17 protein-coding genes are annotated in these 18,974 nt (G+C 47.1%); 12 read left to right on the plus strand and 5 right to left on the minus strand.

Annotated features, from left to right (window positions below; all coding sequences use genetic code 11):
* Positions 1 to 641 precede the first annotated feature (641 nt).
* Together DDZ15_RS15495 and tgt are read right to left on the minus strand one after the other, a co-directional pair.
* A complete protein-coding gene (locus DDZ15_RS15495) occupies positions 642 to 1,703 on the minus strand; it encodes a BF3164 family lipoprotein (RefSeq protein ID WP_158278742.1) in 1,062 nt (353 codons plus the stop codon).
* 459 nt (positions 1,704 to 2,162) lie between these two features.
* Positions 2,163 to 3,290 (minus strand): tRNA guanosine(34) transglycosylase Tgt, encoded by a 1,128-nt coding sequence (tgt, locus tag DDZ15_RS15500; RefSeq protein WP_109648040.1) that lies wholly within the window; start codon positions 3,288 to 3,290, stop codon positions 2,163 to 2,165.
* Between the two features lie 168 nt (positions 3,291 to 3,458).
* Between tgt and DDZ15_RS15505 the strand changes: the two genes are divergently transcribed.
* Both DDZ15_RS15505 and DDZ15_RS15510 read left to right on the plus strand, forming a co-directional pair.
* Positions 3,459 to 4,187 (plus strand): polyprenol monophosphomannose synthase, encoded by a 729-nt coding sequence (locus DDZ15_RS15505; protein WP_109648041.1) that lies wholly within the window; start codon positions 3,459 to 3,461, stop codon positions 4,185 to 4,187.
* A gap of 50 nt (positions 4,188 to 4,237) precedes the next feature.
* Positions 4,238 to 4,672, plus strand: a complete 435-nt coding sequence (locus DDZ15_RS15510) for a hypothetical protein (RefSeq protein WP_109648042.1) — start codon at positions 4,238 to 4,240, stop codon at positions 4,670 to 4,672.
* Here DDZ15_RS15510 and amrB read toward each other — a convergent pair.
* Positions 4,669 to 5,889, minus strand: a complete 1,221-nt coding sequence (gene amrB / locus DDZ15_RS15515; RefSeq protein WP_109648043.1) for an AmmeMemoRadiSam system protein B — start codon at positions 5,887 to 5,889, stop codon at positions 4,669 to 4,671. The genes DDZ15_RS15510 and amrB overlap by 4 nt on opposite strands.
* Positions 5,879 to 6,571, minus strand: a complete 693-nt coding sequence (gene nth, locus DDZ15_RS15520; RefSeq protein WP_242979065.1) for an endonuclease III — start codon at positions 6,569 to 6,571, stop codon at positions 5,879 to 5,881. Before nth ends, amrB begins: the two co-directional genes overlap by 11 nt.
* Before the next feature lie 157 nt (positions 6,572 to 6,728).
* Here nth and DDZ15_RS15525 point away from each other — a divergent pair, with 157 nt between their 5' ends.
* From DDZ15_RS15525 to DDZ15_RS15545, 5 genes are all read left to right on the plus strand, one after another.
* Positions 6,729 to 7,958, plus strand: coding sequence for a spinster family MFS transporter (locus DDZ15_RS15525; RefSeq protein WP_109648045.1), 1,230 nt, complete (start codon positions 6,729 to 6,731; stop codon positions 7,956 to 7,958).
* 55 nt (positions 7,959 to 8,013) lie between these two features.
* On the plus strand, positions 8,014 to 9,171 hold the full coding sequence (locus DDZ15_RS15530; protein WP_109648046.1) for a DUF368 domain-containing protein: 1,158 nt from the start codon (positions 8,014 to 8,016) through the stop codon (positions 9,169 to 9,171).
* 148 nt (positions 9,172 to 9,319) lie between these two features.
* Positions 9,320 to 10,315, plus strand: a complete 996-nt coding sequence (locus DDZ15_RS15535; protein ID WP_109648047.1) for a universal stress protein — start codon at positions 9,320 to 9,322, stop codon at positions 10,313 to 10,315.
* A gap of 274 nt (positions 10,316 to 10,589) precedes the next feature.
* Positions 10,590 to 12,107 (plus strand): M16 family metallopeptidase, encoded by a 1,518-nt coding sequence (locus DDZ15_RS15540; protein WP_109648048.1) that lies wholly within the window; start codon positions 10,590 to 10,592, stop codon positions 12,105 to 12,107.
* A gap of 37 nt (positions 12,108 to 12,144) precedes the next feature.
* Positions 12,145 to 14,250 carry an insulinase family protein gene (locus tag DDZ15_RS15545; protein WP_158278743.1) on the plus strand — a complete coding sequence of 702 codons (2,106 nt, stop codon included), beginning with the start codon at positions 12,145 to 12,147 and terminating at the stop codon, positions 14,248 to 14,250.
* Between the two features lie 70 nt (positions 14,251 to 14,320).
* Here DDZ15_RS15545 and rlmB read toward each other — a convergent pair whose 3' ends face one another.
* Positions 14,321 to 15,073: a 23S rRNA (guanosine(2251)-2'-O)-methyltransferase RlmB gene (gene rlmB / locus DDZ15_RS15550; protein WP_109648050.1), complete on the minus strand. Its 753-nt coding sequence runs from the start codon at positions 15,071 to 15,073 to the stop codon at positions 14,321 to 14,323.
* Positions 15,074 to 15,152: 79 nt separating this feature from the next.
* On the opposite strand from rlmB, the gene DDZ15_RS15555 reads away from it, so the two are divergent.
* The 5 genes from DDZ15_RS15555 to DDZ15_RS15575 all read left to right on the plus strand — a co-directional run bounded on the left by DDZ15_RS15555 (position 15,153) and on the right by DDZ15_RS15575 (position 18,917).
* Positions 15,153 to 15,503: a hypothetical protein gene (locus DDZ15_RS15555; RefSeq protein WP_109648051.1), complete on the plus strand. Its 351-nt coding sequence runs from the start codon at positions 15,153 to 15,155 to the stop codon at positions 15,501 to 15,503.
* A gap of 17 nt (positions 15,504 to 15,520) precedes the next feature.
* Positions 15,521 to 15,832, plus strand: coding sequence for a hypothetical protein (locus DDZ15_RS15560; protein ID WP_109648052.1), 312 nt, complete (start codon positions 15,521 to 15,523; stop codon positions 15,830 to 15,832).
* A gap of 63 nt (positions 15,833 to 15,895) precedes the next feature.
* Complete coding sequence (locus tag DDZ15_RS15565; protein ID WP_146198618.1) at positions 15,896 to 16,678, plus strand: glycerophosphodiester phosphodiesterase; 783 nt, start codon at positions 15,896 to 15,898, stop codon at positions 16,676 to 16,678.
* 116 nt (positions 16,679 to 16,794) lie between these two features.
* Entirely contained in the window at positions 16,795 to 18,432 is a 1,638-nt protein-coding gene (locus DDZ15_RS15570) for a CTP synthase (RefSeq protein ID WP_109648054.1), read from the plus strand.
* Positions 18,432 to 18,917 (plus strand): NUDIX domain-containing protein, encoded by a 486-nt coding sequence (locus DDZ15_RS15575; protein ID WP_109648055.1) that lies wholly within the window; start codon positions 18,432 to 18,434, stop codon positions 18,915 to 18,917. Before DDZ15_RS15570 ends, DDZ15_RS15575 begins: the two co-directional genes overlap by 1 nt.
* Positions 18,918 to 18,974 lie beyond the last annotated feature (57 nt).

Here is an 18,974-nt window from a genome sequence, read left to right on the forward strand (position 1 = left end):
CTCCGCAGCGCCGATGGTACTGCATTCGCGGTAGAGTAGGTCGTCGCCTCATCACTTATTTTTTCCAAAAGCCTCCCTGCGCTCAGCGCACGGAGGCTTTTTTTGTTTTGGATCAGGCTCATCAAGACGGGCCCCGTCCGCCAAGCTGCAGACGACAGGCCGGCTTCTTCCCATCGATTTACTGCCCTTAAGGGTTTCTCGCAGAGTCGCGCAGATGGCCCGCGGAGTCACGCCGCATAGCGATCCCTTTGGGGCAGATGGTCTGCCTCACCCTTTTTTTATTTCCACCCGTTCCCATCCGATCCGCCCCCCGGCGGATAAGCTCCGCAGCGCCGATGGTACTTCCGCCAGCCGGCGGAGTCCGAGCAGGTCGTCGCCTCATCACTTATTTTTTCCAAAAGCCTCCCTGCGCTCAGCGCACGGAGGCTTTTTTATGTTCAGGAACCAGGGTGCAGGGTGCAGGGTACAGGCCGGCTTCTTCCCATCAATTTACTGCCCTTAAGGGTTTCTCGCAGAGTCGCGCAGATGGGCCGCGGATGATCGCAGATTATTCAAAGCCTTATATTGAGACTCAGCGGACATCTGCGCATCACTCTGCGTAAATCTGCGAGAAAAAAGAGTATACATGGAAGAGTATTCTGCTACTCTTTTAAATCGCCGACATATACGGTGGCTTCAAAATCTTCATTGAAGTTGACTCCGTATATTTTGGTCTCATCGTGGTTTACGGTAAAGATCGAGATGGCGCGGTCTAACTGGATCTCTCTCACTTCATTTCCCTCCCAGTCAAAAACTTTCAACCGATTGGTAAAGTGCGGTGCCAAAACTCCTTCCGCTTCCGCCTCTTCAGCGTTTTTTCCTGAATAGAGCACGAAGTAATGTTCTTTTCCGGATACCGGATGTCTGTAGGCGGCCCTGTAATCTTCAGATGGTATGAAGACACCGTTATTACGGACATTAAATTCAGGCAGGTATGAAAACCCATGTTCATGGATCAGCTCCAGGTCATCCCCGTTTCTTTCAAAAAACAGCGCCCAGTCAAACGTATTTGCAAAATAGGCAAATCGTGTCCGATTGGGATTGGCTGCAAGCCGTCCCGACATGGTTATGACCGCATGCATCTGATTTGCATATTTTTCTGCAACAGGGAGGGGAATTTCGACAAGATGTTGAGTGGCTTGCCCGCCTCTGCTTAGAAACAGGTTGCCCTGAACCGTTGCCCCATGATTCAGTACTATATTGTTGCTATTGATGATCAGCGCCTGACGGCTTGCAAGAGTGGGCACACTTTTCTCCAGACAGGTATGAGCTCGCAAAACAGGCGGTTTCTGCTTGAGGCAGTCCACATTGTAGATATCATTTTTCTTGTTGCTTACATCTGATATTTCGATATAACCCGGATCACTCCACCGCTGTATCGTGAAGACGCCATCCAATTCTCCGGGCCCTCTCCCTTTTCTCCCGAATTCGTAGACTTTCTCACCCGTACTGGCGTCGTAAACTTTGATCAGGTTCTCAGTCAGCTGATCCTCAATAAACAGCCAACCTTCTGAATAACCTATGTTGGATACCTGCCAAAACGCATTGGTCAGTGATGGAATGGCCTTTAATTCGACGGTTTCGTTAAAATCCCGGCTTTGTCCCTCACAAGGAGTGAGGGCGCAAAGCCAGTAAATGAATACCAATAAAGCATATTGCTTCATTTTTAACATACAAATGTGGTGGCCTATCCTGCTTCGCAAGGTTGAGTTATTGTGGTAACATTAGCCGCTTTATACCATCCTGGTTCATCTATTACATGGCCATCGCAAAATATGATATAACAACCATTTGCTGAGGGATCCCATTTGCAATTTCCGGCTGCTACACAACTGCACAGTTCAGAGCTGTTCATTGCAGTATCAGAGCAGGGTGCTTCAGGCAGATCCACCGATATGGCTTCTTCCATGATCTCCATGGTTATTACTTCCTTTTCTGAAGATGCATCACGTATTGTTACTGGTTAAAGGAATGGATGCACTTACAATCGTAATTAATACTATTAATAGTGTCTTCATAGCGTATAGATTATGTTAGGAATAGATATAAAGTCAATAAGACTTGATACATTTCTAGAAAAAAAAAATGAATAGGAGCAACAGAAACTTATAATTTCTAATGTTTCAGATCCGCTGCTCCACCTGCTCCATCATTCTTGGGTACCATTCTTGAAATGTGTCATTCTTTATCTGTTCGCGTATCTGCTCCATCAGCCATAGGTAAAAGGTGAGGTTGTGCAGGGAGGTGAGCTCCAGGCCGAGGATTTCGTCCGATTTGATGAGATGATGGATATAGCTCATGTTGTAACGCCGGCATAAATCCGACGGGAAATCCGGGTCCAGCAGTTTATGATGATGCTTCCACTTCGCGTTTCTCACGTTCACCCTCCCGTTGCGTGTAAAAATCGTGCCGTTCCGTGCATTGCGGGTCGGCATCACGCAGTCAAACATGTCGATACCCAGGGCCACGCATTGAATCAGGTTCGCCGGGGTGCCCACACCCATAAGGTACCTCGGTTTATCTTCAGGCAGGTGATCCGTATTGAAATCGGTGATTTCGTACATAATATCGGTCGGCTCGCCCACGCTCAGCCCGCCGATCGCCAGCCCCTCAAAATCGAGCGAGGCCATGAATTCGGAGGATTCTTTTCTCAGATCCTTATAGGTCCCGCCCTGTACAATTCCGAACTGGTGTTGTTTGTGTCCGTAGATCGGATCTGTCTTCAAAAAATGCTCTCTTCCTCGTTTGGCCCAGCGGTGGGTGAGGCCCATTGACTCTTTCACATAGTCGTACTCGGCAGGCCAGGGCGGACATTCATCCAGGATCATCATAATGTCCGACCCCAGAATGCGCTGTGTATCCACCACATTTTCGGGTGTAAATAGATGCTTCGAGCCGTCTAGATGGCTCTGAAAGGTGGCGCCCTTCTCTTTCAAATCACGTATATCCGACAGCGAAAAGATCTGATACCCCCCCGAATCGGTCAGGATCGGCTTGTCCCACCCCATAAATCCGTGCAGCCCGCCTGCAGCCTGCATGATCTCATTGCCAGGTCTCAGATAGAGGTGATAGGTGTTTCCCAGAATAATCTGTGCCTTTATCTTATTTACCAGATCATCCTGGCTCACAGCCTTTACAGATCCGAGCGTTCCAACAGGCATAAAAATGGGCGTCTGAATCTCCCCGTGATCGGTTTGCAGGGTACCAAGGCGTGCTTTAGTCTGCGCTGCTTTCTTGCGTAACGTATACAATGAATTAAACTATGTTAAAAGGTGGATAGGTTTTATTTTTCGGGCTACCATTCAATACCGGGCAGCAACGTTGGGGACTGAGGAATATAACCAATGATTGATTAACTGTTTGAACAACCAAAACCGTGCATTCGGTCTTCAAGACCCTGAATACACCTAGTAAACCGGATGGAAAACGACACACTTGTTATCATACCGACCTATAATGAGTCGAAAAATATCATTCGGCTCCTTGAAAGGCTTATGGCTCTTAGTCCAGCGGTTGATGTATTGATAGTAGACGACGGATCTCCCGATGGAACGGCAGATCTAGTAAAAGAAGTCGGGAAAGTATATCCGGAGCGTATTTACCTGATTGAACGAGAAGGAAAGCTGGGCCTGGGCTCCGCCTATGTGCGGGGATTCCGTTATGCACTTGAAATGGGTTATACATTTATCTGTGAGATGGATGCCGACTTTTCCCATAACCCGGATGATGTTCCCAAGCTGGTGGACAAAGTGAAGAGTGGAGAAGCGGACGTCGCAGTGGGGTCCCGCTACTCAAACGGGATAAGTATTGTGAACTGGCCCCTGCGGCGGCTCATATTATCCTATTGTGCAAATCTGTACGCCAGATTTATTACCGGTATACCGATCAAGGACACAACGGCCGGATTTAAATGCATTCACCGGAACGTGTTGGAAGCCATACCACTCGACAACATTCATTCAAACGGGTATGCGTTCCAGATTGAGCTTCATTTTCGCGCATGGAAAGCGGGCTTCAAACTGGACGAAGTGTCCATCATCTTCAGGGAGAGAGAAGAGGGGGTGTCCAAAATGTCGAAAGCGATTGTACGTGAGGCGGTGTGGCGAGTCTGGGCGCTGAAGTTCCGCAGCCTGATAGGTAAACTATAGGAACCCCGAAAGCGGTAAAAACTGTTATTGTGCCTCAATAACGGTTACCTATGTATAAAGACATTTTTAAAACAGACACATCAGATTATAAATTCATCGCCATTCAGGCTCTTTTCCTGGTTACATTCGGCCTTGCGTCACTGGTAAAGTGGAATTCAGGCGGCGTGCCGGAGGCTTTTATCCAACAGTTCGGCTCCACCTGGCTGGCAGCCCTTCCCCTTGGGCTGGCCTTGCCATATTATCTTATTGCGGTCGCTGAAACCCTTATTTTTGTCCTGTTTTTGCTGAGCCTGTTCAGGCTTGAGTGGCTGGCAACAAGCGACAAGATGTACTTGCGCCTCGGCTTGATCATCTCTCTTTTTCTATTCGTTATCCTCGCATATGGCCTGCGGCTTACCGGCCAGTACGGGGGTAAGGCAAATACTTTTTTCTATTTTGGAGTGACTCTCTTTTCACTATATATCACCGAAAAGGAAACAGCCTAATAGGCTATTGAGCCGAAACTGACGGCGCTTTCTCTTTCAGATTCATCCCACCAGTGGTAATTGAGTTCGGTTCCCCTCAGCTCGGGAAATGCTCTTAAAAAGGAATAGAGGGGCGGGTATCCGCATATTCGGGTTGAATCATACGCCTTGGAAAGATGACTGAGAATGCCACGGTGATCTGCATTGAGCGCGTAGTTGATAAAATGCCTGTCGAACTCCTCCACATCCTGTCTTCGTTCAGAGGCGGGGAAGGGATCGCCGAATTTCCTGCCAACATGCGACAGATCCCCGCTGATCAGATAAAACGTGTCATCCGAATCCAGTTCACGGAGCTTTTCAGCAAATGACTTCACCGATGTTGCCATCGCGCCCTCTGGATGGTAAAAGAGTTCGTCGAATCCTGAAACAAGGATCGGAACAACGGTATAATCGTGTTTCCACAGCCGGGATATAAACAGCAGATGGGTTTCCAGGCTGTGTTCAATCCGGTGGGCTCTGTCCGACAGTGTAAAACTGTCCAGTTCATCCAGCATTTGGATAAAGTCTGTGTCTGTTTCGAAAGAATGTCCGGGTACTGAAAACTGCTTATTCGATCCTATGAATGGAGTATTTTCATATTGGTCGGGAAAGTAACCTGCGTAATGGGATGTACCGATCAGAACAATACGCCCGGGTGTAAGGTGCCGGATGGATTGAAATGCCGCCGCATACTGCTTCGCCCCTACACGCAAGTCAATATGAGGCGCATAGAGCGCCTTTACCGCCTTATGCTGGCTCGTTTGGGTGTCTGAAAGCATGGCATCGATAAATTCACCCATTTTTTCGGGTTCCCCGGGGTAGCTGCTCCCGGCGAGTACCGGTTTTCGTACGGTTGAGGATTCAAAATCTTTTTCAATGCGATTTGCAAACAGATGGTAATGCCGGGTGTTCAGTACACGATGCTCATCCAGCATCTGAACAAACTCCAGCAAGTCGTATGGCTGAATGCTGCTGTCGAGTACGCTGATGATCTGATTGATGGAGTGCCGGCCCGTTATAAGCGACAACAGCGGCTCGGTTTTTCGGTCGATGGCGAAATTCGGGGATGCATAGCCCATCGAATCGTGAAAATAAAGTAGTTCCCTGCCGTTGTCCTGTACGGGAATGACCTGGAGGTCATGCCGAAGCTCCGGAACGGGTGAGCTGAGTGAATCGAACAGAAGTGTCTCATTTATCATTTTTTTGCCCTCTCATTTTCCAGCATTCGCACCGCTTGCCGTATTTGATACAGATGGGATGATCCGGTGGCTCAGAGAAACGTGCTTTGCATGCATTGCGGCCGTGATGAATCATCAGGTGCGACAGATCGGTCCAGCTTTCACGGGGAAAAAGCGCCATAAGGTCGCGTTCTATCTTGTTGGTATTCTTCTTTTCCCGCGTCAGCCCAAGCCGGTTGGAAATTCTTTTTACGTGTGTATCCACAACTACTCCGTGGTTGATACCAAATGCATTGCCAAGGACCACATTTGCGGTTTTTCGGGCGGCACCCCGCAGCGTAAGCAGCTCATCCATGGTTTGAGGTACCTCACTGCCAAACTCCTCAACCAGTGTTCTGGAAGCCTCTTTGAGAGATAGCGCTTTGTTCCGATAGAATCCGGTGGTTTTAACAAGCTCCTCCAGCTCTTCAAGAGGGGCTTCGGCCATCGCTTCGGGTGTGGGATAGGCTTTAAAAAGAGCCGGTGTAACTTTGTTTACGCGAACGTCCGTGCATTGAGCGCTCAGTATTGTGGCTACAAGAAGCTCAAAAGGATTGTTGTGATTCAGCTCACAGTGCGGATCGGGATAGTATTTGTAGAGCTCTTCCAGAATTTCTGCTGCGCGCTCTTTCTGCTTTTTTGTTTTACGGGGTAATTTACTCACTGAGAATATGTATGATTAAATAACAGGATGAGATAATTTCGGAATAAAGAACCAACAGCACAAACGATCCTTGAATGCGGGGGATTGCCATTTTTGATTCTATTATTGAATGCGTAAACTCATCCGCTAAACCTCTCACAACAATCCGGGAAAACCCATGATTCGAAAAACCGCTCTGGGTACGGTTTTTCTGCTGACTATTGTATATATCCTCAGTTTTGTGGACAGGCAGATCATTGCGGTTCTGGGTACTCAGATTCGTGATTCACTCAATCTTACAAATTTTCAAATCGGGCTTCTGTATGGGCCCGTCTTCTCTGTGATCTACGCGTTTGCCGGTATACCGATGGGAAGGATTGCCGATAAAACATCCAGAATTGTAATGATCTGCATCGGGTTGGCCATATGGAGCCTTATGACCGTTCTGAGTGGTTTTGCAGCTTCTTTTACATTTTTGGTGACGGCACGGCTGTTGGTCGGGATAAGCCAGGCTATGCTGAGTCCGGCAGTATACAGCTATCTGGCCGACAGGTTCTCCGAAAAGGACCGGGCTACCGTTTTTTCAGTATATGCGAGCGGTATCTTTATCGGTATTGGCCTCTCATTCCTCGCAGGGGGTACCATATCGCTTAATTATGACTGGCAAACCGCGATGATTGCCGCCGGTGTACCGGGGCTGATTTTGGCTCCGATTGTTTGGTTTCTGATAAAAGAGCCCGAACGAACCAAAGAATATGCTCCGGAAATGGGTAGTACGGTGCAAGAGATCCAAAACATATTGAGTAACCGGTCCATACGATGGCACCTGGCAGGGTTTTCGTTTTTGGCATGTACCGGGTATACCATACTTGGGTTTGCGGGAAATATTTTCAATGATGTTTATAGCCGGCCCGACCTCACTGCTCAATTCGGCTGGTTTATGTTTGGGGTAGGCGCAATGGTTATGATATCGGGGAAAACCGCGGATTATCTGGCACGAAAAAATGCCGCCAGACGGTATTGGATGGGGGTGGTTGCAGCGCTTGCGGGGCTGCCATTTTATCTGTTCGGGCTATTTGCAGAAGATGCAGGTATGGCATTTTTCCTGATAGGAACCGGTGTGCTCTTTTCGTCATCCTATAACGGAGTTGCGGCGGCTCTTATCCAATACTATGTAAATCCGGGTCAGCGGGCTCTCACAGGGGGGATATACCTGTTTGTAATCAGTATTGCGGGCTTTGGGCTGGGGCCGCCCGTTACCGGCTGGCTTACCGATGCTGTATTTTCAGGCAGGTATGCCGTATCATCAGCCATCCTTACTGTGATGCTGATATGCTCAGCGGGTGCTGCAAGTTCATTTATCAGGGCAATGGCACTCTATCAGAAGGATGCAATCGTACGGACCTGATTGCCTTTGACGGATGATATGATAAAACCAATTTTGAAGGGGAATTGAAAACCTCATGAATGTACAATCTGAACAAAAAGAATCCTCAGGCAAGACTGTGAAAGACAGAACGTCTTGGAAGGAGACTCCTTACCTGATTATCAAGGGATTTCTGATGGGATCAGCCGATATTGTACCCGGCGTGAGCGGCGGTACGCTTGCACTCATTACCGGCATTTATCACAGGCTGATATATGCTATAAAAAGTGTGGATATGACCACGCTGAAGCATACGCTTAAACTGCGGTTTGATGTGGTTTTCGAAAATTTTCACTGGAAATTCCTGCTTCTGCTGTTTACCGGTATTCTTTCAGCCATCGTGTTTTTTACACGTGTAGTGCCCCTGCAGGTATATATGTTTACCCACCCCGAAATCGTATACGGATTGTTTTTCGGGCTGATCCTGGGTTCGGTTTTTTTGCTCTATGCCGAGGTTGAAAGCACCTTCCGAAACTGGAGAAGCCTTCTTCCGCTTTTGGCGGGTACCGTGATAGGTTTCTGGGTAGTGACTCTTGTGCCCGCCGATACACCGGAAACATTCCTGTTTGTGTTTTTAAGTGGATCCATTGCGATCTGTGCCATGATATTGCCCGGAATATCAGGTTCATACATCCTGCTCATTTTCAGAAAGTATGACTATATCCTCTCGCAATTGGGAGAAATCGGCTCCAGCCAAACCGTGACGGCACTGCTGAACCTTATTCCCTTTGTTTTGGGTGCACTGGTTGGGATTGTTCTGTTTTCCCGGCTCCTTTCCTGGCTGCTGGACCGCTACTATTCGGTAACCCTTCTGGTTTTGATCGGCTTTCTGGTCGGCTCACTCTATGTAATCTGGCCGTATCAGGAGAGAGAGTATGCAGAAAGCGTGCGCAGTACAGAAACAGTGCCGGCAGACGACCCTATAGTGGCGGAGCTGCTTGCCAGGGATGAACCACCCGCAGGCCCTGAATATTTCAGATTGAAAAATGATGATTACGAGAGCGGAAATCTGCCTGAAGAAGTGACGGTAGAGAAGGTGTCCAGAAAATTGGTGAAGAACGAACCGTTTTTCCCCTGGGGTGCCGGGGGCAGGTATGAGAATGTGAATAAAGCAGAGGGGCTTGGCGGGATAGCAGCCGGCTTTCTGCTAATCGGAGCAATCGCTTACCTTAGAAAAAAAAGTGACGTTAATTAGTGTTATTGGTGTTTCTGAAAGGTCACGGAATCGGGTTAAGTTGCAGGAGTATTTCAGGTATTTCCTGAATATATAATGGTTCTGATTGGTTTAATTATCGCATTCAATTTGCTTACTTTGTAATAGGCAACGTAAAACATACGGAGACATGAAAATGGTTGACATTAAAAAAATTCTTGTACCTACCGATTTTTCAAAAGGCTCTGAACGTGCATATCCCGTGGCCCAGGCGGTGGCCGAAACGTTCGGGTCAACCATCGATTTTATACATATCATACCCACGCTCAAGTATTTTAACGAAAGCATTAAGAAATTGGGTGTTCCGCTTGATATGGAGAAAGACCTCTATCCGAAAATTATTGATGATTCGGAACGGTCTATTGAGCGGGCGATGGACCAATATCTCAGAAAGGAGAACAAAGGCGATCATTTTGTAAAAATTGAACGAAAGCCTTCCGAGGCCATTGTCGAATTTGCCAACAAGCACAACTATGATCTCATTCTGATGGGATCGAGAGGTGCAGATGAGACCAAAATGCTGCGGGGTTCGGTAACGGAGCGTGTTATTCGAAAATCCAAAATACCCGTCTTTTCGATTGGAGACCGATTCGACCTTAACACTGTCGACAATGTTGTTCTTACCACAGACTCGTCCGAGCTGTCATTGGCTGCATTTCCGCTGGCAGCTGCACTTGCTGATTCGTTTGACGCACATTTGACATTATTTCATGTAATTGAACTCTATGGAAGTGCCTCAGAAGATATACCCAGAGACCCGGGTAAGGGAGAGAATGTCTCAATTTATGAAGCGATTATTGAACGGATCAATGACTACCTGGCCAGGAAAGAGCTGGATAATATTCACATACAGCGCACGGGTATCACGTTTGAGGATGAAGTAGTGATTTCCGAAGGTGAACAAAGCCGGTCAATTCCTTTCTTTACAAGGATCGAAAAAGGTGTTTCGGCACATTACGAGATTGAGAACTATGCATCCGAGGAAGCCGACATACTCATTATGGCAACGCACGGCCACAGCGGCTTTGCGCACCTGATCCTTGGTTCTACGGCAGAGAAGGTTGCTCAATATGTAAAAATACCTGTAATTACGGTGCGCCCCTCTGATGAAGAGTTTGAAGACTGATTCAGGTATCAGCAACACACACACCGTAATCACAATTTAAAAGCCCCTCTTTCAGGGGCTTTTTTATTTATATAGTCAATAATTTGCACATAAAATCAATATGATCAGTTGCTTTTATTTAAAAAATTCATCTTATTTCCGTCGGTTTATCTTTGGGTAGCTAATTGTGGAAATAGAGGAAAAAACAAGCTTTAGGCACACAAAATGATGACCATATCAGGACGTTACCCCATTTGTAAATCACCTAACCGCAAGACAAAGCAAAAATGATACGATGAGAGCATGCATTAAATCTATTCTGGCCGTCTGTACCCTGGTGCTGACAATTTCCGCATCCGTCAGCGCACAGGAACTTTCAACTTACGAAGAAAAAGTTACCGAGTTTACCCTCGATAACGGCCTTCATTTCATTATCGTAGAGCGAAGTGTGGCACCGGTTGCACATTTTCTTACGCTGGTAGATGTTGGATCGGCCAATGAACCGGTGGGCAGTACAGGCATTGCCCACATCTTCGAGCACATGGTCTTTAAAGGCAGCCATACGATCGGTACAACCAACTATGAAGAGGAGGTTCAATATATCAATCAAATGGACGACGCCTATACCGCCTGGCTTGATGAATACAACAAGCTTGAGTCCGACGAGCAAAAGCTTGAGGAACTGTGGAACCGGTTTGAAGAGCTTCAGGAAAAAGCGGGCGAATATGTGGTGAATAATGAATTCACCCAGATCATTGAGAGGGAAGGAGCTGTGGGCGTGAACGCATTTACCTCTGCGGACTTAACGGGTTATTTTTACAGTCTCCCCCAAAACAAGGCTGAACTGTGGTTCATGCTGGAGGCCGACCGCTTTAAAAATCCGGTGATGAGGGAGTTCTATACGGAGAAAGATGTGATATATGAGGAGAGAAGAATGAGGACCGACTCCAACCCGTTCGGCCGCCTGCTGGAAGAGTTTGCCGCAACCGCGTTTTCAGCACATCCCTATAAAAATCCGGTGATAGGCTGGCCGTCCGATATTCGCAATACAACCATTGCAGATGCGTGGGACTTCAATGACCGTCATTATTCACCTTCCAATTTCACTATTGCAGTTGTAGGCGACGTGGATCCCATGGAAATGCGCAGGCTGGCGGATAAATATTTTTCCGACTTGCAGTACAGGGATCCGGCACCGGAAGTAAGGGTTGAGGAACCCGAGCAAAGAGGCGAGAGGCGGTTTGTTATAGAGGAGCGGTCGCAGCCTATTTATATTGAGGGATATCATACGGTCAACAATCAGCATCCTGATTTTCAGGCGCTGAACCTGCTCAGCAATATCATGACTTCCGGCCGGACCTCCAGGCTATACAAGAGGATGGTTGTGGATGATCAATCTGCTCTTCAGGCAAGTTCATTGAATGGCTATCCGGGGAGCAAGTATCCGGGAATGTTTTTGATTTATGTGATCCCCAATCAGGGTGTGGAGATGGAAACCGTTGAAGAGACTCTCCGTGAAGAGCTCAGGAAAATTGTTGAAGAAGGCGTAACGGAAGAGGAGCTGAACCGTGCCCGAACCAATGCACGGGCCGGCCTTGTTCGCACTCTGACATCCAATTCGGGAATTGCACAAACCCTGGCCAGTGCACACATAAACGGCGGTGACTGGCGGACGGCATTTACCAACCTCGACCGGCTTTCCGATGTAACCGCTAACGACATACAGAGAGTGGCTGAGCAGTACCTCAAGAAGAGTAATCGTACGGTAGGAATGATCGTCACTGAACAAAATGAAGACGTAGCCGCAAATTAATTTTAGAACTTATAAAACGCATCAGACAATGATTTCAATGAAAAAATATCTGTTTCTGGCAGTGCTTGCAGCAATGCTGACTGCATGTGCCACTCAGGAGATGGCTTCCGAACAAAATGGCGAAAGCGAAGCGGTGAATCCGGAGTCCCTGGACTATCCGGAACTTAATTCATACATCGTGCCCGAAATCGAGACGTTTGAACTGGATAACGGCATTAAATTTTACCTTGTTGAGGATAATGAAGTGCCGCTCATCAACCTCAATATGATCGTACGGGCCGGATCATTCATGGAGCCGGCTGACAAGGTTGGAATGGCGTCAGTGATGACCAGTGTGATGAGAAACGGCGGATCAGAGGCCTATCCTGAAAATGAATTGAATCAGCTTTTAGAGGATAAAGCAGCGCGGATCGAATTTGGAATGGGTTTTACCAACGGTTCGGCAAACCTGAATGCATTGAAAGATGATTTCAACGATCTGTTGCCGGTGCTCTTGGATGTGATGATGAATCCTCTGATGCCGCAGGAAAAAATTGATCTCGCTATTACACAAAGGCGTTCATCCATAGCCCGCAGAAATGATGACGCGCAACAGATCGGGTTCAGGGAATTTGAGAAACTGATCTACGGCGAGGAATCACTTCAGGGACGACAGGTGGAACACTGGACTCTTGATGCCATTACCCGCGATGATCTGCTTGCATTCCACAGTGAAGCATTCACAGGTGAGAACATGATGATTGGCCTCGTCGGGGATTTTGATACAGAGCAGATGAAGACAACCCTGGAAGAGGTCTTTTCAGCCATTCCTGCCGGTGAACAAAATGAACTCGATATACCTGATGTGGATTATGAATTTGATTCATCTATCTATTTTGTAGACAAGGAGGACGTCAATCAGTCCGTGATTCTCATGGGGCATATCGGCGGGATGCGTGATAACCCGGATTATGCAGCGCTTCAGGCTATGAATGAAGTGCTCAGCGGAGGATTTTCAGGCAGGCTTTTTCAGAATGTGCGTTCAGACCAGGGACTGGCCTATGCTGTTTTTGGAGCTTACGGGAGCAGCGCACTCTATCCCGGCCAGTTTTATGCGGGTTTGTTTACCCAAAGCAGTTCTACTGCCGAAGCGATCGAAGCTGTACGTCGTGAGATGGAAAAGCTTCAGGAGGAACCGGTAAGTCAGCAGGAGCTTGACGACACACGCGAATCCATCCTGAATTCACTGGTGTTCAGAAACAATAGCCGCAGAAGTGTTCTCAGTCAAAGAATGTCCAACGAGTATCTGGGTTTGCCGCTGGATGCTTTCGACCGGTATATCGAGGAGCTGAGAACACTGACGCCTGAGGATATTCAGCGCGTAGCCCGCGAGTATATGCGTCCTGATCAGATGCGGATTCTGGTTGTGGGTAACGGGTCTGAAATCGGTGATCAGTTAAACCGCTTTGGAGATGTACAGGAGCTGGATATTACCATACGCAGAACCGAAGAGGCGCCTGCCGCAGAGGAGATTGCCGGTGATATTGAAGCCGGGAGAGAGTGGTTTGAACGAATGAAAAATTCCATTCTGGTGGATGCCGGTACCGACATCACGCTTAAGCAGGAAGGCAAAGTTGAGATGTCGATGCCCATGACAATGACAATAGACCGCACTGAAACACTGAACTTTAGTGAGGAAATTTTTCTGATTGAGATGAAAAACACGCCTCAGGGCGATATCACCCTCGATGTTCAGGGTAATTCGGGTGTACTGAAGATGGGCGGACAGGAAGTACCCCTTCCGCCAGCCCAGGTGCGACAGCAGCTTGCTGAATACTATGTTCACTATCTGAATGTGATAATTAACGAAGATGAGTATACTCCGGCACTCGAAGGTATAGAGACGGTGGAGGAAAACGAGGTTGCAAAACTCAATCTGAAAGGACCGCGAGACATGACCATTCATGTTGATACAGATAGTGCACTGCCAACGATGCTCCAATACGCCATGATAAATCCTCAGACGGGAACCGACATGGAGATCCGGATGTATTTCGATGACTGGAAAGTAAACGACGGCGTTGCCATTGCCTATGAAACGCGAAGCGTTGTAATGGGCCAGGACCAGGCCAGAATTTCACTATCCTCACACACTGTGGAGTAATCAGCCTGTTACTCGAATCACTATCCAAATGCAAAAGCCCCTTTATCAATAGAGGGGCTTTTTTTTAGGATCAGGACGTTTGTGTATTCTTTTGGCGAAGCCATTCATAGCACACTATGGCTGCGCTAACCGATGCATTCAGGGATTCCACGTTGTTATGCATGGGTACGGATAAGAGAAAGTCACAGTGCTCTCCGGTTTTCTGACGCATTCCCTTTCCCTCATTTCCGATCACAAACGCCATGGGAACATCAAATGTCTGATTCCAGATGCTTGTTTCACTTTGCTGATCAAGTCCGGCGACCCAGAATGATTTATCTTTCAAATCCAGGATAGCCCTGTTCAGATTTACAGCCCTTACAATGGGTATTCTGCCCGCGGTACCCGCGCTTGTTTTAAAAACGGTTGCATTTACAGGTGCCTGCCGGTGCTTGGGTACGATTACGGCTTCTATGCCTGTTGCAGCAGCTGTTCGCAGGATCGCTCCAAAATTGTGCGGATCTTCAATTTCATCCAGAATCAGAACGGCCGTATCTGAATGCGGCTGAAGAGCATCGAGCCAGGCTTCGAACTCCACATATTCTGCACTGCTTATTGCGGCAACAACCCCCTGATCGTTTACACTTCCCACCATCTCAAAAAGCTTTTTACCCGGAACGTCTGTAACGGGGATCCGGTTTTTTGAACACAGCTCGGTGATTGATCCTGTAACAGAACCATGCAGGTTTTTCCTGAGGTAAACCTTTTCTACTTTTTCAGGTGAATGTTGTAACAGTTCCTCTACAGGCTTCCTGCCGTAGATGTATTGATTAGAATTTCCCACAAATTACACGCAAAAATTTTGATAATCGGTTTCAGTTTGTATAATAAGAGCGTGTTCTCTTAATACTAAGAATAAGCATATGATCGACGATTCAAAACATATTCGTTCTGGCGTCGATGGGGTAAGAGACGACCGGGGTAATTCTGATAGTAAAATGACTGTGCGAAAGTCCCGTTTAATTTCGGGCGGAAGCAATTTTTTGATTCCGATGTTCGCAGGCGTACTTCAGATTACAGTAGGAATGTCGCTCGTTGCCGTATCGATACTCGGGCTCATTACACCATTATGGCTTTCTGCTTTTTTCAGTCTGATTGGAAGCGTTTCCAGTATGGCAGGGGTCTTTTTGGTCTATCATGCACTGTCAAGCAAAGGAACATTTGATTCATTGATTAATCAGGCTATCAAGCGGGTAATCAATGCTCAAAACTGAGTAAAGAAAGCTGGTATATGCAGTATAGTGCTGAAGATGAAGAAAGGCTGCAAACGTATGCTCACATCCATCTGCGCGGCAAATCAGATTTACCCGTGACGGAAAAGCTTCATGAGCTTCAAAAAAAAGTAAAGCTTAAATGGCTTCAATTTTCAATTAACGCATTTGTTGTAGTTGTACTGACCTACATGTACTTCACGGGCAGCTACGATCTGCACCCGCTTTTCTACTATCCGCTGTCACTTTTGTTTGTTGTAAATATGGGGCTTATACATTTCCAGGTAAGGCAGATCAGGGAACTTCGGGAATATCTTAAGTCTTCAGACTGAGTCCGGAGTTTTATCAAAACCTAATTGTGGACCCACCGTCGGTTCTCCTTAATTTCTGATTGCGTGGTTCTGAAACAGATTTTAAAACCTTCCCACCACTCTTTCCTGGCAGTAGCACACCGCGGAGCCAGCGCGGAAGCTCCTGAAAATACGATGGCGGCATTCGAGTTAGCCTTGAAACAGGGTGCGGATATGATCGAAATTGACATTCTGCCGAGTTCAGACGGAGTGCCAATTGTAATTCACGATACCAGAACAAAACGTCTCACCGGTATTAAAGCTGATATACGTAATCTTCACTCAGAGGAGATAGCACGTATGCATATACAGCTTATGAAGAATAGTGGGTATGGGTCCGAACCGATTCCAACTCTTAACGAACTGCTGGCCTGGTCAAAAGGGAAGGTACTGCTGAATATTGAAATTAAACCGGAAGGGTTTAATCAAGACGACCCGGCAAACATACTGAGCAGAACGCTAAGCCTGATTGACAGGTATGCAATGCAGCACTCGGTGCTTATTTCATCATTCAGCACCGAATGTATCAGGCAGTGCCGTAAAAAAGCTCCAGCTGTTGCTACGGGGTTGCTTTATGATAAAAGGGCTTCAGCCGGGTTAAGGCCCATAGAAGCATGCCTTCGGACCGGTGCCGTTTCACTTCACACGAAAAAACGCAGAACCACAAAAAAGATGATCAGTAAGGCCGCAGATCGTGATATCCCTGTGATGGTCTACACGGTAAACCGAAGAAGAAGAATGAAAAAACTGATCCAGCATGGCGTAAAGGGCATATTTACAGATAAACCCTCTTTGCTGCGGGAAGTGGTTTTAACAATGAATTCATAATTTTCACCCAATAAGCACGGCCAATGAGAAAAAAGTTAAGAAGAATTCTCATTTTGTTTGAATGCCATTGAGGAGCCCCCTATTTTCAGTTTTCCCGAAACAATGTCCACAACTTCATGGCTACAAAATACATCTTTGTTACAGGCGGGGTAACGTCTTCTCTCGGTAAAGGAATTATTTGTGCATCTCTTGGCAGATTACTTGTGGCGCGCGGACTGCGGGTTACCATACAGAAACTGGACCCCTACATCAATGTGGATCCAGGTACCATGAATCCATACGAGCATGGGGAAGTGTATGTAACGGATGATGGAGCTGAAACAGATCTGGATCTTGGCCACTATGAGCGATTTTTGGATATCCGCACTTCCCAGACGAATAATGTAACCACCGGGCGAATTTATTTTGATGTCATCACGAAAGAACGCCGCGGAGCTTATCTGGGCAAAACGGTTCAGGTTATCCCCCACATAACCGATGAGATTAAATCGCATGTGCTGAAGCTGGGCCAGTCGAGTGATTACGACATTGTTATTACAGAGATCGGTGGCACGGTTGGGGATATTGAAAGCCTGCCCTACATTGAAGCTATGAGGCAGCTTCGCTATGAAGTTGGCAGAAAAAATACGCTGTCGATCCATCTTACACTGGTACCTTATCTTGCTGCTGCCGGAGAGCTGAAAACAAAGCCGACCCAGCATTCGGTTAAAACACTTTCGGAGAGCGGAGTAAATCCGGATATCCTTGTCTGCAGATCGGAGTATCCGCTGGATAAATCCATCCGTTCAAAAATTGCCCAGTTCTGCAATGTTGAAATAGATGATGTGATCGCATCGCTGGATGCGGAATCCATTTATGAAGTGCCTTTGCTGATGCAGGAAGAGGGTCTCGACGCCAGGGTGATAGAGAAGCTGGACCTTCCGGCCAAGAATGCCGATTTGAAAAAATGGTGTGATTTTGTTGAGCGAGTGAAACGCCCGGCCCACAGAATCAAAATTGCGCTGGTTGGGAAATATGTTGAGCATCACGATGCCTACAAATCCATTGTGGAGGCTTTGATCCACGGCGGAGCCATGAACAATACGGGTGTCGATATTCAGTGGATTCAGTCGGATTATATTACAGAATCGAATGTGGCAACAAAACTTAACGGTGTTTCAGGTGTGCTGGTAGCGCCAGGTTTTGGAGGCAGGGGGATTGAAGGAAAACTTGCAGCCGTAAAGCATGCCCGTAATAATGATATCCCGTTTTTTGGTATTTGTCTGGGTATGCAGTGTGCTGTGATTGAATTTGCGCGCAATGTGGCCGGAATGGAAGGGGCAAACAGCACCGAATTTGATGAGAACAACGATTATCCGGTTATTGACCTGATGCCCGATCAGCGTGACGTGGAAGACAAAGGCGGAACGATGCGGCTCGGAAGATATGCATGTGATATCACAGAGAGTACGCGAGCACACGAAGCGTATCAAAAAGAGCATATTTTTGAACGGCACCGCCACCGGTTTGAGCTTAATAACGATCTTCGTGATGAGCTGAATAAAAAAGGACTGGTTATTTCGGGTGTGAATCCGGAGCGAAATCTTGTGGAGATGATTGAAATTTCTGATCATCCCTGGTTTGTAGGGGTTCAGTTTCACCCTGAATTACGCAGCACCGTATATGATCCGCATCCGCTTTTCACATCATTTGTAAAAGCTTCCCTGCAAAAGGCCGGAATTACCGAAAGCGCCGGTGCAGAACAGATCGCATAATGAAAACGGGATCGCAATACTCCGGCAGGGTCAGACTGCGAACCTGTGGATTGCTGATTCAGAATGAATCGATTCTGTTGGTAAAACAGAATGTGCCTACCATGAACGAACCTGTCTGGATTCCGCCCGGAGGCGGTGTGGAACTGGGTGAGTCGCTAGATGAAACCCTTGCGCGGGAAGTGTTTGAGGAAACCCGACTGCAAATCAGTGATGTAAGGCTCAGGTACATACATGAATTTATTCAGCCGCCATTCCATGCCGTTGAGTTTTATTACATTGTGAATCAATTTAACGGGCGCCTGAAAACCGGCAGTGATCCGGAGAGGCAAAAGGAAAATCAGGATATTCTGGATGCCCTGTTTGCACCGTATAAATACCTTTCGGGCTGGAATGTACACCCGCGTTTTTTGATTGAAGAAATCAAAAATCAAAGACTGGAAAATCACGGTATAACCCGGTTCCGAACAGTAAGAAATACTACGTAATCCGGTTGCTTTTATAACAACCGTAAGTTCCTGTAACAGAAACTCTTTAACCACCTC

The sequence above is a fragment of the Rhodohalobacter mucosus genome (assembly GCF_003150675.1).
GTDB classification, from domain to species: Bacteria; Bacteroidota; Rhodothermia; order Balneolales; family Balneolaceae; genus Rhodohalobacter; species Rhodohalobacter mucosus.